The sequence below is a fragment of the Nocardia sp. NPDC004582 genome, from assembly GCF_053602115.1.
Genome location: NZ_JBSGCY010000058.1, coordinates 25,947 through 39,811, shown reverse-complemented (window position 1 = coordinate 39,811; position 13,865 = coordinate 25,947). Strand labels below are relative to the sequence as shown.

Here is a 13,865-nt window from a genome sequence, read left to right as displayed (position 1 = left end):
AGCCGCGCGGCGTCTCGGAAACCGGTGTTCGATCCGGTGATTCGAAGATCGCCGCCAGGGCGGTATCGGGGCCCGCGGGTGTCACCGCCAGGCCGAGTCCGCCTTCGCGGCGCGCCAATTCGTGCAGCATGGTGGTGACCATGCGCAGTCCCGCGGCGCCGCCCGGGTCACCCAGGGCGATCGAGCCGCCGTGCACGTTCAAGCGGCCGCCCGCCTGGTCCGCGCTACCGCCCGGGTGCTCCGCCGGCCCGCCGACGGGCTCGGTCAAGCCCAGGACGCGCGCCAGCGCCAAGACCTCGACGGCGGACGATTCCTCGACCTCCAGCAAGGCCAGATCGGACAATTCGAATCCACTGCGCCACAGCGTCTTCGCGACCGCGCTCCCGGCGGCCGGAGCGGCGGCGTCGGCGGGTGCGGCGGCGCTCGCCCAGTCCACCAGGTAGGCCAGGGGTTCCAGGCCCAGGTCGGCGAGGCGGTCCTCGGCGACCACCAGGCAGGCCGAGGCGGCCAGGCCGCGGGTGCTGCTGTTGGCGGCGGTGGACACCCCGCCGGGGCGGAACGGGGGCAGGGCGGCGAAGGCGCGGTGCGAGACATCGTCGCGCAGGGCCTCGTCGCGGTCGACCAGGCGCACCACCTCGGAGTCGGGGTCATCCGGGCGGGCGCAGACGACCGTCGGCGCGATCTCGGCGCCGAAGACACCCTGCCGGTGGGCGCGAGCCGCGCGGCGGTGGCTGACCGCGGCGAAGTCGTCGGCGGCGGCCCGGTCCAGGCCGTGGTGGCGGGCCAGCTGTTCGGTCCGCGCCGAATCCGCTTGTCCGCGTGCCGGTTCCGCGGCCCACAGCGCGATCTGCTCGTCGGTGCTGGGACCGGCGTCGGACGACCCGGGGTGGGTCGCGGGCGCCGGAACGCTGGCCGATTGCGCGACGAACGGCGCTGCGGCACACCGATATTCGGCACCGACGGCCAGCACCACGTCGGCCGCGCCGGTACGCACCATCATGGTGGCGGTGATCAGGGCACGCAGGCCGCTGCCGGGTCCGGCGCCGACGGTGAATTCGCCGAGTTCGGGGGACAGCCCGCAGCGGGGCAGGGCGGAGCGGATGGCGTCGGCGTCGGGGACGGCGGTGACCAGCTGTTCCACCCGGCGCGGGTCGATCCCGGACCGGCCGAGCACCGCCGCAATAGCCGTGCCGACCAGACGGTTCGGAGATACCGCGGCGAGCGCGCCGCCGGGCAGGCCCACCGGTGTGCGCATCGGCATGACGATGGCGGCACGTCTCATCATCGGCTCCCTTCCTGCCCTCATCAGAGGGACAGGCCACCACACCCTTGTTGCTGCCGTGTGACGGCGTGTAACCGGCGAGAACGACCGTCCGGAGCTGCGCGATCACGCCGCGGCCAATCCCCGTGACAGCCCGCCGAGTTCGCACGATTGCCGTTTGTTCACTACACGAACGAAGCGCGGAAGTCCGCAGGAAATGTGGCGTAAATCACTGGATCACGAAATAGCTGATGCGAGCTCGAGTGATAGCACTCCTGTCGTAGGGTGCTCACCATCACATTCGATGCCGGAGGTAACGATGACGTTCCACGGGGTAGGGCAGCGAGGCAGGCCGCAATGAGCGCCGCACCAGTCAAGACTTCTGAATCGATCAGTACCGGGGTTTTCAGCAGGGGTCGGGCCGCCATCGCGGCACGCACGCTGCGCACCGACCGGTGGTGGGTGCCGCCGGCGATGACGGTGCTCGGGCTGGGCGCGTTCGTCGTGTACGCGACCGTCAGATCCTTTGTGCGGACCGCGTATTGGGTGAACGACTTCCACTACCTGACACCGTTCTATTCGCCCTGTCTGAGCGCTTCGTGCGTCGAGGGCTCGAGCCACTTCGGGACGCCGATCGGGCATCTGCCGATGTGGATCCCGCTCGGCTTCCTGGTGCTGCCGTTCCTGCTGCTGTTCCGGCTCACCTGCTACTACTACCGCAAGGCCTACTACCGGTCGGTGTGGATGTCCCCGCCGGCCTGCGCGGTGGCCGAGCCGCACGCGAAATACTCTGGGGAGACCAAGCTTCCGCTGATCATCCAGAACGCGCACCGCTACTTCTTCTACGTCGCGGTGATCATCTCGGTGATCAACACCTATGACGCGGTGATCTCCTTCCACGCCAAGGACGGTGGCTTCGGCATCGGCCTGGGCACGGCGATCATCACCGGAAACGCGCTGCTGCTGTGGGCGTACACGCTGTCGTGCCACTCCTGCCGGCACATCGCGGGCGGGCGGCTCAAGCACTTCTCGCAGCACCCGGTGCGCTACCGCTTCTGGACCGTGGTGTCGAAGCTGAACACCCGGCACATGCAGCTGGCCTGGACCACGCTGGGCACGCTGGTCCTCACCGATTTCTACGTCATGCTGGTCGCGAGCGGAACCATCTCCGATCCTCGCCTCATCGGCTGACAGTCCTCTATTCCTCAGTCTCCCAGGAGTATTCGGTTCCATGCCTGAAGTCGAGCGGCACAAGTACGACGTCGTCGTGATCGGTGCCGGCGGTGCCGGTCTGCGTGCGGTGATCGAGGCCCGCGAACACGGGCTGTCGGTGGCGGTGGTCTGCAAGTCCCTGTTCGGCAAGGCGCACACCGTCATGGCCGAGGGCGGCTGCGCGGCCGCCATGGGCAATGCCAACTCCAAGGACAGCTGGCAGACCCATTTCAAGGACACCATGCGCGGGGGCAAATTCCTCAACAACTGGCGCATGGCCGAACTGCACGCCCAGGAGGCCCCCGACCGGGTGTGGGAACTGGAAACCTACGGGGCGCTGTTCGATCGGACCGCGGACGGGCGGATCAGCCAGCGCAACTTCGGCGGCCACACCTATCCGCGGCTGGCGCACGTCGGCGACCGCACCGGACTCGAGATCATCCGCACCATGCAGCAGAAGATCGTCTCGCTGCAGCAGGAGGATTTCGCGCAGACCGGCGACTACGAGGCGCGGATCAAGATCTTCGCCGAATGCACCATCACCGAACTGCTCAAGGACGGCGACAAGATCTCCGGCGCCTTCGGGTACTGGCGGGAATCGGGTCGTTTCATCCTGTTCGAGACGCCCGCGGTGGTCATCGCCACCGGCGGTGTCGGCAAGTCCTACAAGGTGACCTCCAACTCCTGGGAGTACACCGGCGACGGTCACGCGCTCGCGCTGCGCGCCGGCGCCTCGCTGATCAATATGGAGTTCCTGCAGTTCCATCCGACCGGCATGGTCTGGCCGCCCTCGGTGAAGGGCATCCTGGTCACCGAGGGTGTGCGCGGCGACGGCGGGGTGCTCAAGAACTCCGACGGCAAGCGGTTCATGTTCGACTACATCCCGCCGGTGTTCAAGGGCCAGTACGCCGAGAGCATCGAGGAGGCGGACCAGTGGTTGAAGGACAACGACTCCGCCCGCCGCACCCCGGATCTGCTGCCCCGTGACGAGGTGGCGCGCGCCATCAACGAGGAAGTGAAGGCCGGGCGCGGCACCCCGCACGGCGGCGTGTACCTGGATATCGCCTCGCGCCTGCCCGCGGATCAGATCGTGAAGCGGCTGCCGTCCATGCACCACCAGTTCAAGGAGCTGGCGGACGTGGACATCACGAAGGAGCCGATGGAGGTCGGGCCGACCTGCCATTACGTCATGGGCGGCATCGAGGTCGATCCGGACACCCAGGCGGCGAAGGTGCCCGGCCTGTTCGCGGCCGGCGAGTGCGCGGGCGGGCTGCACGGCTCCAACCGGCTGGGCGGCAACTCGCTGTCGGATCTGCTGGTGTTCGGCCGCCGCGCCGGACTGGGCGCGGCCACCTACGTGGAGCAGCTGGCCGCGCGGCCCAAGATCTCCGACACCGATATCGCCGCGGCGGCGAAAGCGGCGCTGACACCGTTCGATCCGCCGGCCGAAGGTCACGGGGAGAACCCCTACACCCTGCACATGGATCTGCAGCAGACCATGAACGACCTGGTCGGCATCATCCGCAAGGAACACGAGCTGAAGCAGGCCGTGGCGAAGCTGTCCGAACTGCGCGACCGCTACGACCACGTCACCGTGGAGGGCCACCGGCAGTTCAACCCGGGCTGGCACCTGGCCATCGACCTGCGCAATATGCTGCTGATCAGCGAATGCGTCGCGCAGGCGGCGCTGCTGCGCACCGAGAGCCGCGGCGGTCACACCCGCGACGACCACCCGGGCATGGATCCGGTGTGGCGGAATCAGTTGCTGGTCTGCACGATCGGCGAGGACGAGGTGGGCTTCTCGGTGCCCGCGGTCACCGTCGCCTCCGAGGCCCAGGTGCCGATGCGCGCCGAACTGCTGCGCCTGTTCGACCTGGCCGAGCTCGAAAAGTATTACACCCCCGCCGATCTCGCGGAGTTGCGGGACGGCGCCGGAAAGGCGGAATAGCCATGGGTTATCAAGCCAAGTTCAAGGTCTGGCGCGGCGATACCGACGGCGGCGGCCTGCACGACTTCACCGTGGAGGTGAACGAGGGCGAGGTGGTGCTCGACATCATCCATCGCCTGCAGGCCACCCAGGCCCCGGATCTGGCGGTGCGCTGGAACTGCAAGGCGGGCAAGTGCGGTTCGTGCTCGGCCGAGGTGAACGGGCGGCCGCGGCTATTGTGCATGACCCGGATGTCGACGTTCACCGAGGACGAAGTGGTGACGGTGACGCCGATGCGCACCTTCCCGGTGATTCGCGACCTGGTCACCGATGTGTCGTTCAATTATCAAAAAGCGCGCGAGGTCCCGTCATTCACGCCTCCGGTCGATCTGAAGCCGGGTGAGTACCGGATGCAGCAGGCCGACGTGGAACGGTCGCAGGAATTCCGCAAGTGCATCGAATGTTTCCTGTGCCAGAACACCTGCCACGTGGTGCGTGATCACGAGGACAACAAGCACGCTTTCTCCGGCCCGCGATACCTGATGCGTATCGCGGAACTCGAAATGCATCCTCTCGATGTGGCGGACCGCCGTGACCTGGCCCAGGAGGACGCCGGGCTGGGCTACTGCAATATCACCAAGTGCTGCACCGAGGTCTGCCCCGAACACATCAAGATCACCGACAACGCGCTCATCCCGCTCAAGGAACGCGTCGTGGACCGGAAATACGACCCGATCGTGTGGCTGGGGAACAAACTGTTCCGTCGCTGACCGGTCCCGCAGAAATCTTGCCACCGGGGCCCCGCGCGGCAGCGCCGGGCCCCGGGATTACCGGAGCCGGAAGTTGATCACGAAACGGCAGCCGTTCAGCAACGGTTACATGTTTACCCGAGTAAAAACATGGGTATCCAACTATTCGTGGACCGAGGACTGAAGAATGCACGTCCCCGGTACCGGAAATTGGGTCCCGATGACTGGGTCGAACGGCTGATCGTAGGGATGCTCTTCGCGGTATCGGCGATGGGCGTATACGTACTGACCGGTGCTTTGATGCCTTCCGTAGCGATCGGTGTGCTGGTGGCCGCCGTCGCGATCGGAGTAGTCGCAATTCTCTGAGCGTCATAGTGAATGACTGAAACCGCGGTGCGTGGGGTCCGGCCCCGCGCACCGCTTTCGGTATCTCAGTACCAGCGAATCACCGGTCGAAGCAGCCGTTTTCGAGGCCGGCGGTGAACGACCGCCACTCCGCGGCGCCGAACACCAGCGCCGGCCCCAGCGGATTCTTGCTGTCCCGCACGCCGACCCGGCCCGCGGGCAGGAACGCCACCTCGACGCACTCCTTACCGGCCCCGCTGCGGCTGCTCTTGAACCAGCGGGCCCCGGAAAGCTCCACACTCATGCCGAATACTCCTTCGCCACCTGCCGCAGCAGGTTTCTGCTGTCCTGGACGTCCAACGCGCAGCGTTCCAGGCCCTCCTGGGCGCGGCGATAACGCTGAACATCGCCCTGTCTCTCGAGATACAGATCGCCGGTGAACCCCTCCACGTAGACCACCGGGGGCTCCACCGGCTGCCCCTTGCTGTCGGATCCGAACTCCAGGATCACGAACGGGCCGGTCGAAAGTCCCAGGGGGACACCGGCGGCGAAGGGCAGGATGCGCAAGGCGACATTGGACCGGGTGCTCAGTTCCGCCAAGTGCCGCACCTGCGCCGCCATCACCCTTGCACCTCCCACCAGGCGGCGCAATACCGATTCGTGCAACACCATGGCGATGGCGGCCGGGTGCATGCGCCGGGTGATCATGGCCTGACGCTGCAGGCGCAGCTGAACGCGCCGATCCACCTCCGCCGCCGTCTCTTCCGGGTATCCGAGCCGGTTCAGGGCCCTTGCGTAGTCGGCGGTCTGCAGCAGGCCGGGCACCAATTCCGATTGGTAGCAGGACAACTGCTGCGCGGATGCCTCCAGCCCGACGTAGACGTCGAAGTTCTCGGGAATCAGGTCGCCGTAGGAGTGCCACCAGCTCTTGACGGCCGCCTGCTGCGCCAAACCCTTGAGTCCGTCCGCGATTTCGGCGGGGATCCCGTAGATGCGGCACAGCTCCTGGATGTCGATGGTGCGGATGCGGTCGGCGTTGCCCTTCTCCAGCCGCTGCAGGGTGCTGGCGCCCCACTCCATCAGCTTGGCGGCTTCGGCGATGGTCAATCCTGCCTGGATACGCCAGTCCCGTAGGTAGCGGCCGAGCTGGCGGCGCGGCAGGGTGGATGACGCGGGACCTTCGGACACGACACGCTCCATTCGCGATCGCGGGGCGGGGATCGGGGGACGCGAGGTTCGTCCACTATGGAGAATCGTCCTCTCCCAAGTGGATTCACTGCTGGGAATTCGCGCAATTTTGCGTTCTCCTTGTCGAAATTCGCCCGCCTGGCGTCTGCACGTGGTGTGCTAGATGTGTGCCCGGAGCGGTGTAGCTAGGCCCCTTTCCTTTCCTGAACCTCCGGGCACTTCAGGAACCAGCGGGAACGAGGAGTGGTCTGGACATGCAACTGACGTCCCTCAATATGCACATCGCCGTTTTGTCGCGCTGCCGCCGGGATCCGGGGGTGATGACCGCCGAACAGGCCCACGCCGCAATGCAATTGCACCTCGATTGCACCGTGCAGACCTGCAAGGTGCGTCGACGAGCCCGGGCCACCCTGGTGGAGGAGGGACGGTGCGTGCTCGACGAGCGCGCGTTGCCATGACGGCCATCGAACCGGCGCCCTCGAGCTTCGACCGGGTCGTGCATCGGCTGTTGTGGCTGTTGCTCGACGCCCGCTCCGCGCGCCGTCACACCCCGGAGAATTCGCGGTCCGGGACATACCGGGGAAGGCCCCCGGCCGCGATAAACGCTGCGGCACTGCGCTTTCGAACGCCCCGCGCCTAACCTCCGGGCAGCGGCGGTGTGGTCCCCACCGCGTGCGGCAGCGCGGTTCGGCCCGCTCGTTCCACAGACGGCGGGCGGGCCGAACCGCACCCAACTCTCGGCGTGACGCTTACCCTGGAATCCATGCGCACTTGCGCCCGGGGTGGAGGGGAACACCGTTGTCGGCCTTCGAAGAGCCGGATATTCCGGTATGCCGGACCGCGTCGCTGGCGGATCTGAACGCGATTCGGGCGCTCGAGGTGGTCGAATTCGAGCATCTCGCGTATCCGTATTTCGTTCTGCGGCAATTGTTCGAATTACACGGAGCAAACTGGACGGTTGCTGAGGAGGCGGGGGAGGTGTGCGGTTATGTCCTCACCGCCATCGACGGCGACCGCACGGCGTGGTTTCTCGGCTTCGCCGTGGCCTCCGCCTGCCAGGGCCGCGGTTTCGGCCGCGTCCTGCTGGAAGCGGCACTGGCCCAATGCCGCAAGGTCCATGCCGAACAGGTCTACGTCACCGTGAAGCCGGGCAATCGCGCCGCCTACCACCTGTACAAGGAGGTCGGGTTCGCGTGGACGGACCACGAGCCCGCCTATTTCGGCGCCGATGAGCCCCGAGATGTGCTGGTGCACAGGATCTATCATTGATCATGCTCGAACGAAGCGCGCCGTCGTCACCCTTCGTGGCCGATATGAGCATGCGGATCGAGCGCCACGCCGACACCTACGGCGAGAGCATCACCGAGTTCCTGGCCCAGCCGCACGGATTGCGGCGGCGCGCCACCGAACAACCCCTGCTCGATCTGTTCACCCGGCACACCGAGGCGGTGGTCGCCACCTACGATCCGCCCGGAATCCGCCGGGCCGGTGACAGTCTCGTCTTCGGTCACCTCTACGCGCCCGCGATACGCCGCCCGGCCGGCCCGGATCCACAGGCCGTGCCGGTCAACCAGCTGCTCGCCGCGCTCATCGCCGCGGAGGTCGAGTACCGGGGTCCGCTGCGGCTGAGCCGCACCCAGAATCGGCTGCTCGCCGAAGCGTACGAGCGCCTCGGCCGGCCGCTGGTGCAGGCCGGCCTGCCCGGCCATGCCGCCCTGGCCTATCGGCGTGCGGGCAGTCTGTACCGGATCGACGAGGACACCGACGCCGAGGACCGCTGCGGGCTCGCGCTGGCCCGGGCCCGGCGCCAGGCACAGCCGCAAGCTTGGCGGCGGCTCGGCGGCCTGGTCCCGGATCTGGTCTGCGGCTACGGGTATCGGCCGTTCCGGATGCTGTGGTTCGTGGTGTTCCAGCTGCTGGTCTTCACCGGCGCGGTGGCGTTGCGCGCCGAACAGCCGGTGGCCGTGACCGTCTACCAGGTGCTGATGAACTACCTGAACCCGCTGGGTGTCGGCGACACCGATCACCTGCGAGTGGGCGGCCGGGCGGTGTTCGTCACCGAGGCGTACACCGGTGCGGTCACCATGTCGGTGTTCTTCGCCCTGTTGGTGCGCCGCTGGTTCCGGCTCTGAGCACAGCGCTCACCACTGCACGGTGCTGATCTTCGAACTGCGCAGCGCTTCCAGGGTGGCCACCGCCAGCCGGTCGCGTAGGTGCCCGACCTGGGCGGTCCACTGCCGGGTGAAGCCGGGATCGGATTCCAGCCGGGTCCACAGTTCCCGCAGCCGCGGCGGAGTGTGCGCGCCCGGCATCCACAGGTGCACGAGCTGTTCGAGCAGGGGAGCCAGCTCGCCGGTGGGATCGCGTTCGAGAACGGGCCGATTCGCGTCGGAGAGCGCGGCGGCGAGGGTGGACAGCAGCCAGTCGTGGACGGCGAGATCTTCGCAGAAGCGCTGCACCCCGGCCAGATCCCGGACGGTCGGCACCATGATGCGCACCGATCGCGTGTTCTCGTCCTCGAGCCGGAACGCGAACAGCGTCCGTCCCCGCGCGCTCCCGTCCACCGGCGGCGCGACCCGCGCGGCCCAGCGCAACCGGGTCGCCCCGGAGTGCACCGGCGGATCCTGATCCAGCCGCGGATCGGTGCGCACCCGGGTGAGCAGCCGTTCGCTGATCGACCCGAGGTCGAGGGTGGTGGCGCTGGACGCCTCCAGGAAGCCCTCGGTGAGGTCGACCGCCGTGGCGGTGTCGTCGCCGATGCGGTGCACCAGCTCCACGGTCCCGGCCCGGTTCAGATAGTGCGACCAGGGCCGGCGGTTCTGATCGGCCGCCCGGACCACGCTCGAACAGGCCGAACTCTGCATCACCCGGCCGCCCACCAGGACGGCGTGCGCGGCCACCGTCCCGATGGCCCGGCTGTCCGACCGCGACACCGTGGCCAATCGGCAGTCCACGCCCACCGGTGAGGTCGGCGAAATCGCCAGCGCCAGTGGTCGTTCCCGCATCAATACCCGCTGCCCGGGCAACAGCGAGAGCAGTGCCGACGCCTCCCGCGCCGCCAGTCCCCCCGCATTCGGCAGCAACGCCGTGCGCACCTCCCCCAGCAGGACCAGCGGATCGCTCATGCGGCGGCCACCTCAGACGTCACCGAGGAACAGGTGGTTCAGCCGGCGGGTGGCCTGGCGCGGCACCTCGACCGGAATCCGCTCGCCGGCACCGCGTTCGGCCAGTTTGGCGTGCACGTCGTCATCGAGTTGCAGATGGTCCAGGATCACCCGCACCGCGTGTTCGATGCCCAGGTAGCTGTAGGGCAGCACCGACAAGGCCCGATATGCCGCGAACGGTTTGGCCCGCGGATTCAGCTGCACCACGGCGGGCAGCCGCGACCACTCCTCGGGCCACGGGTCGTCCCACGGCACCGGGGCGGCCACCATCGCGCCCTCGTCGCGAATCATGCCCAGCCGCAACAACTGCCAGATGGAGGCGAGGAACGGGCAGGACCAGAGGATGCGCTCCTCCTGCTGTCCGGCCACCTCCTCGAGTTGCCGGCTCCACAGCTGCACATCGAGGAAGATGGAGTGATTGCGCGCGCCGAACTCCTCCGGCGGCCGGTATCGCGCGATCCGCATCGCTTGTCCGGCATCGTATTCCGAGGAGCGACGGCCGTTGCACAGCCATCCGGATTCGATGGTGGGCGGGCGGCGCCCGGTGCTGTCGCGTTCGGGTTCGGCGACGATGCGCGCCGCCATCATCTCCGCCAGCCGCACCGGTTCACCGACGGGTTCGCCGTCCAGGAACGACGGCACCTCCGCGCACCCGGCCTCGCGGGCCAGGTAGTCGATGCGCACCCCGCATTCGTCCGCGGCGGTCAGCAGTTTCTCGAGCACGTGGCGGGGGTCGGCGACGCGGCGGGCGTTGCGGCCGCGGCCCGGGGTGCGGCCCCAGAAGTAGTCGTCGACCAGGAAGCAGGTGCTGACCCGGGCGCCCGGCCCGAATTCCTGTTCGGCGGCCGCGATCTGGGTCTCCACGATGGGCGCGACCTTGCGCAATTGCGCGCGGATCCGGTCGACGCCGTTCACCAGCTCGTCCATGTAGAAGTGTCCGACCTCGATGGACAGGTGCGAGAGCGGCTGCCCGGCCACGCGATTGCGTTCACCGGCCTCGCTGTAATCGGTCGCGGAGCTCATCGGCGTACCTCCACCTGTTCCCAGACGGCGTCGTTCATGAGTTTCTCGGTGAGCGTGCGGAACGCGTCCACGGTCTCGGCATTGGCGACGTGGGCGGCGACATCCACATCGAGGATCACCTGCTCCCGGCATTGCAGCATCGGTTCCACCGGGGTCTGGCCCAGTATCCCGCTCGGACCCATGCCGTGCCGGTTGGCCGCGCGGGTCAGGGTGTTGTGTTGTTCCTGCAGCCAGGCGGCCTGGGCCGGACGCAGCCCGGCGGTGCGGTTGAGTTCGGGTACCGCGATGCGGACGAAGCGCAGCGAGTTCAGCAGCGCGGTGCGGTCGTGCCCCCACGCCTCCCCGGTGGCCAGCACCCCGTGGTCGTCGTGCACCAGGCCGCGCGCGGCCGCGATGTGCTGGCGGGTCCAGCGATGGAAGATGAGCCACCGGCACACCGCCCGGGACAGTTGCGGCTGCCGGGTCGCGCTCAGGGCGAGGGCCAGGGCGATGGAGCGGCCCGCGCTCAGATCCACGAAGGTCACGTCGAATTCCTGCTCGCAGGTGGCGAACAGGGCGGCGCAGCGGTCGATCATGCGCTCGTCGAGGGTGGTGAACTCGGAGCCGCCGAGGTCACCGGGGAACAGCACCAGCCGGCCCGAGGGATGCCGGGAGCGGCTCAGTTCCATGCGGTCGGTCTCCGAGCGCACGCTCAGCCGGGCGGGGGAGCCGTTCTCGTTGAGCAGGTAGGCGTGCAGGCCGGTGCCGTCGCGCACCCCGTTGTCGATCCGGCTGATCTCGAAAGTGCCGCCCGCGGTGGGCGATCCGAAGTCGAAGTCCAGATAGGCGACCTTGCGGCCCTTCATGCTCAGCCAGTAGGCCATATTGCAGCTGGTGACCGAGCGGCCGGTGCCGCCCTTGTCGGACGCGGAGAACACGAGCACGGTCATTCGCTCCTGGTGGCGTCGAGCCGGGCGTAGGCGAGCTCGTCCAGCTCCATGAGGGCCTGCGAGGCCAGGCTGACGGCGGTGCCCGGGCGCTCGTCGATGAGGGTGCGGGCCCGTTCCAAGCGTTGTTCGGCCAGCGCCAGGGCGGTGCGGCCCGCGGAGATATCGGTTTCGCTGAGCTCCAGTATCTCCCGGTTGAGCAGGTGCTCGGCCTCGGTGAGCAGTTCCATCGCGCGGGTCACCGAATTCGGCGCGCGCAGTGGCGGTTCCCGGTACATGCGGGCGGCGGTCACCATGCACTCGACCACGCGCTCGGTGAGATACCAGGACGGCAGATGCGATTCACTGCCGCCGAAGATGCGGCTGGGGTCGTCCCAGAGGCCGGTGGCCGGCCCCTCCCGGAAGGCGCGCAGGTCGAGGTGGTCCATGGTGGCCTGGGCCAGCGTCATCAGCTGATCCCGGGTCTCGATGGTGCCGGAGAGCCGGGCCGCCTGCAGGGTGCGCTTCAAAAGCACCGTGGCGTAATCGGATACGGTCCACAGCAGCAGCGGGCCGTCCAGCTCCTCGCTGCCCAGCAGGCGCAGGCTCACGCCCGGGGTGTGCATGGTGCGGGCCGGGTCCCCGGCGGTGAAGCGGCGGATGATGCGGCCGCGGCGGGCCAGTTCGTCGAAGATGGTGGCGGCGCGATCGAGGTCGTCGTCATTGGCCTCGCGGTTGAGCAGATCCTGCATCAGCACCGCGGACACGATGAGACTGAAGTAGTCGGACTCCTCGCCGTCGGAGGTGCGCCACGGAATGTCCTCCAGCGGCCAGCGGCCATTGCCGAAGCGCGCCACCGCGGCCCAGTACCGCTGGGCCAGATCCCAGCGCAGCTGCAGCGCCTCGGCCAGGCGGCGCTGTTCGCCATCGAGCAGGTCGAGTTCCCGGGTGCGCTGCGAGGTGAGGTCGTTGATGCCGTCCAGCGCCACCACGGTGAAATGCAGGTAGGGGCGGGCGACGGCGTGGCCGGGCTGCTGCGCGACGGGCAGGTCCACGAAGTCGATGTCGGCGGCCTTGCGCACGATGGCCCAGCTCCAGCCGCATTCGAAGAGCATGTCCGGGCTGTCCAGATCGACGCCCTCGATCTGGCTCAGCGTGGCGTCGTTGCGGAGTCGGATCCGGACCCGGTCCAGGCGGTCCCGCACCGCGCGCACCACCGTGTCGGTGGCACCGCCCGTCTGATTCAGCATCGACAGCATGGCTTGACCCGCCGGGGACTTGGGCGTCACCGTGTTCACCACGAAACTGCGGATCAGACCCACCATCGCGGCGGTCAGGCGGGTGTTGATGTGCGCGTCGAGGCGCTCGATGCGCGGGCCCAGCTCGATCGCGAGCCGGTTGCGCCGGCCCACCGCCAGCGCCGACACCGGACCGCTGAAGCCGCGCAGGAACTTCAGGGCGGCCAGGCACAGGGTCAGCGACATCGAATAGGAGTCGACCACCTCGAGCGCGTGCTGCGCCGGCGTCGGCTCGGCGCCGTCGGAGGAGGCCAGGTAGCTGCCCGCGGCGAAGTTCGGCAGTTCCCGGCCGGTGTCCGGATCGTGGTCGGTGTGCCGTTCGACGTACTGCTCGAGCAGCCACACCACCCGCTCGCCGATCCGCAGGCCGTCATCGCCCAGCGGGGACAGCACCGCGAGGATGTCCTTGGCGATCTCGTCGGGCGTCTCCAGCCCGAACCCGTCGATCTCGGTGGCCGGATACAGCAGGCACAGCAGCTGTTCGGCGTCGCTGATCGAATTGGAGCCGTTGCGGCCGCCCCAGACCCAGGTCTCGTCCCGGTAGCACGCGGTCAGCAGCGACCGCCAGACTCCGAGGATCTGTTCCCGTGGCTTGATTCTCATCGACGCCGTCCCCTGCCCTGTCGTGGCCAGCCTCGCCGTCATCGCGATGTACGAGCGCGGCACAAACTATCATGCGCCGACGCCGCGCACCGGGTGGCAAGCGGGCTCGAAATCGCGTCGCGCACAGCGCAATATCGGACTTCACACAATATCGGGCAAGTCGGGCGTGGGATGGCGCGCGCACCCGCGC

General features: G+C 68.2%; 14 protein-coding genes. 7 read left to right on the top strand and 7 right to left on the bottom strand.

What is annotated here, in order from left to right; all coding sequences use genetic code 11:
- Nucleotides 1-1,282: thiolase family protein (locus ACWELJ_RS17975; RefSeq protein WP_452367255.1), on the bottom strand; the 1,282-nt coding region annotated here is incomplete at its 3' end.
- 336 nt (nucleotides 1,283-1,618) lie between these two features.
- Between ACWELJ_RS17975 and ACWELJ_RS17970 the strand changes: the two genes are divergently transcribed.
- The 4 genes from ACWELJ_RS17970 (at nucleotide 1,619) to ACWELJ_RS17955 (ending at nucleotide 5,515) form a co-directional block, all read left to right on the top strand.
- On the top strand, nucleotides 1,619-2,452 hold the full coding sequence (locus ACWELJ_RS17970; protein ID WP_452367254.1) for a hypothetical protein: 834 nt from the start codon (nucleotides 1,619-1,621) through the stop codon (nucleotides 2,450-2,452).
- 40 nt (nucleotides 2,453-2,492) lie between these two features.
- Complete coding sequence (locus tag ACWELJ_RS17965; RefSeq protein ID WP_452367253.1) at nucleotides 2,493-4,421, top strand: fumarate reductase/succinate dehydrogenase flavoprotein subunit; 1,929 nt, start codon at nucleotides 2,493-2,495, stop codon at nucleotides 4,419-4,421.
- Between the two features lie 2 nt (nucleotides 4,422-4,423).
- Nucleotides 4,424-5,170 carry a succinate dehydrogenase/fumarate reductase iron-sulfur subunit gene (locus ACWELJ_RS17960; RefSeq protein ID WP_452367252.1) on the top strand — a complete coding sequence of 249 codons (747 nt, stop codon included), beginning with the start codon at nucleotides 4,424-4,426 and terminating at the stop codon, nucleotides 5,168-5,170.
- A gap of 147 nt (nucleotides 5,171-5,317) precedes the next feature.
- Entirely contained in the window at nucleotides 5,318-5,515 is a 198-nt protein-coding gene (locus ACWELJ_RS17955; RefSeq protein WP_357098833.1) for a hypothetical protein, read from the top strand.
- Between the two features lie 79 nt (nucleotides 5,516-5,594).
- Here ACWELJ_RS17955 and ACWELJ_RS17950 read toward each other — a convergent pair whose 3' ends face one another.
- Nucleotides 5,595-5,798 (bottom strand): DUF397 domain-containing protein, encoded by a 204-nt coding sequence (locus ACWELJ_RS17950; RefSeq protein WP_452367251.1) that lies wholly within the window; start codon nucleotides 5,796-5,798, stop codon nucleotides 5,595-5,597.
- On the bottom strand, nucleotides 5,795-6,682 hold the full coding sequence (locus ACWELJ_RS17945) for a helix-turn-helix domain-containing protein (RefSeq protein WP_452367250.1): 888 nt from the start codon (nucleotides 6,680-6,682) through the stop codon (nucleotides 5,795-5,797). The genes ACWELJ_RS17950 and ACWELJ_RS17945 overlap by 4 nt, the downstream gene beginning before the upstream one ends.
- Before the next feature lie 254 nt (nucleotides 6,683-6,936).
- Here ACWELJ_RS17945 and ACWELJ_RS17940 point away from each other — a divergent pair, with 254 nt between their 5' ends.
- The 3 genes from ACWELJ_RS17940 to ACWELJ_RS17930 all read left to right on the top strand — a co-directional run bounded on the left by ACWELJ_RS17940 (nucleotide 6,937) and on the right by ACWELJ_RS17930 (nucleotide 8,814).
- Nucleotides 6,937-7,140, top strand: coding sequence for a hypothetical protein (locus ACWELJ_RS17940; protein ID WP_213558585.1), 204 nt, complete (start codon nucleotides 6,937-6,939; stop codon nucleotides 7,138-7,140).
- A gap of 340 nt (nucleotides 7,141-7,480) precedes the next feature.
- Nucleotides 7,481-7,951 (top strand): N-acetyltransferase family protein, encoded by a 471-nt coding sequence (locus ACWELJ_RS17935; RefSeq protein WP_452367249.1) that lies wholly within the window; start codon nucleotides 7,481-7,483, stop codon nucleotides 7,949-7,951.
- A 2-nt stretch (nucleotides 7,952-7,953) separates the two neighbouring features.
- Nucleotides 7,954-8,814 carry a hypothetical protein gene (locus ACWELJ_RS17930; protein WP_452367248.1) on the top strand — a complete coding sequence of 287 codons (861 nt, stop codon included), beginning with the start codon at nucleotides 7,954-7,956 and terminating at the stop codon, nucleotides 8,812-8,814.
- Between the two features lie 9 nt (nucleotides 8,815-8,823).
- On the opposite strand, the gene ACWELJ_RS17925 is transcribed toward ACWELJ_RS17930, so the two are convergent.
- From ACWELJ_RS17925 to ACWELJ_RS17910, 4 genes are read right to left on the bottom strand one after another with little or no spacing between them, the layout of a single operon-like run.
- Nucleotides 8,824-9,807: an SCO2521 family protein gene (locus ACWELJ_RS17925; protein ID WP_452367247.1), complete on the bottom strand. Its 984-nt coding sequence runs from the start codon at nucleotides 9,805-9,807 to the stop codon at nucleotides 8,824-8,826.
- 12 nt (nucleotides 9,808-9,819) lie between these two features.
- Nucleotides 9,820-10,869 carry an SCO2522 family protein gene (locus tag ACWELJ_RS17920; RefSeq protein WP_452367246.1) on the bottom strand — a complete coding sequence of 350 codons (1,050 nt, stop codon included), beginning with the start codon at nucleotides 10,867-10,869 and terminating at the stop codon, nucleotides 9,820-9,822.
- On the bottom strand, nucleotides 10,866-11,798 hold the full coding sequence (locus tag ACWELJ_RS17915; RefSeq protein WP_452367245.1) for an SCO2523 family variant P-loop protein: 933 nt from the start codon (nucleotides 11,796-11,798) through the stop codon (nucleotides 10,866-10,868). The genes ACWELJ_RS17920 and ACWELJ_RS17915 overlap by 4 nt, the downstream gene beginning before the upstream one ends.
- Nucleotides 11,795-13,675 (bottom strand): SCO2524 family protein, encoded by a 1,881-nt coding sequence (locus tag ACWELJ_RS17910; protein WP_452367244.1) that lies wholly within the window; start codon nucleotides 13,673-13,675, stop codon nucleotides 11,795-11,797. The genes ACWELJ_RS17915 and ACWELJ_RS17910 overlap by 4 nt, the downstream gene beginning before the upstream one ends.
- Between the last annotated feature and the right edge of the window lie 190 nt (nucleotides 13,676-13,865).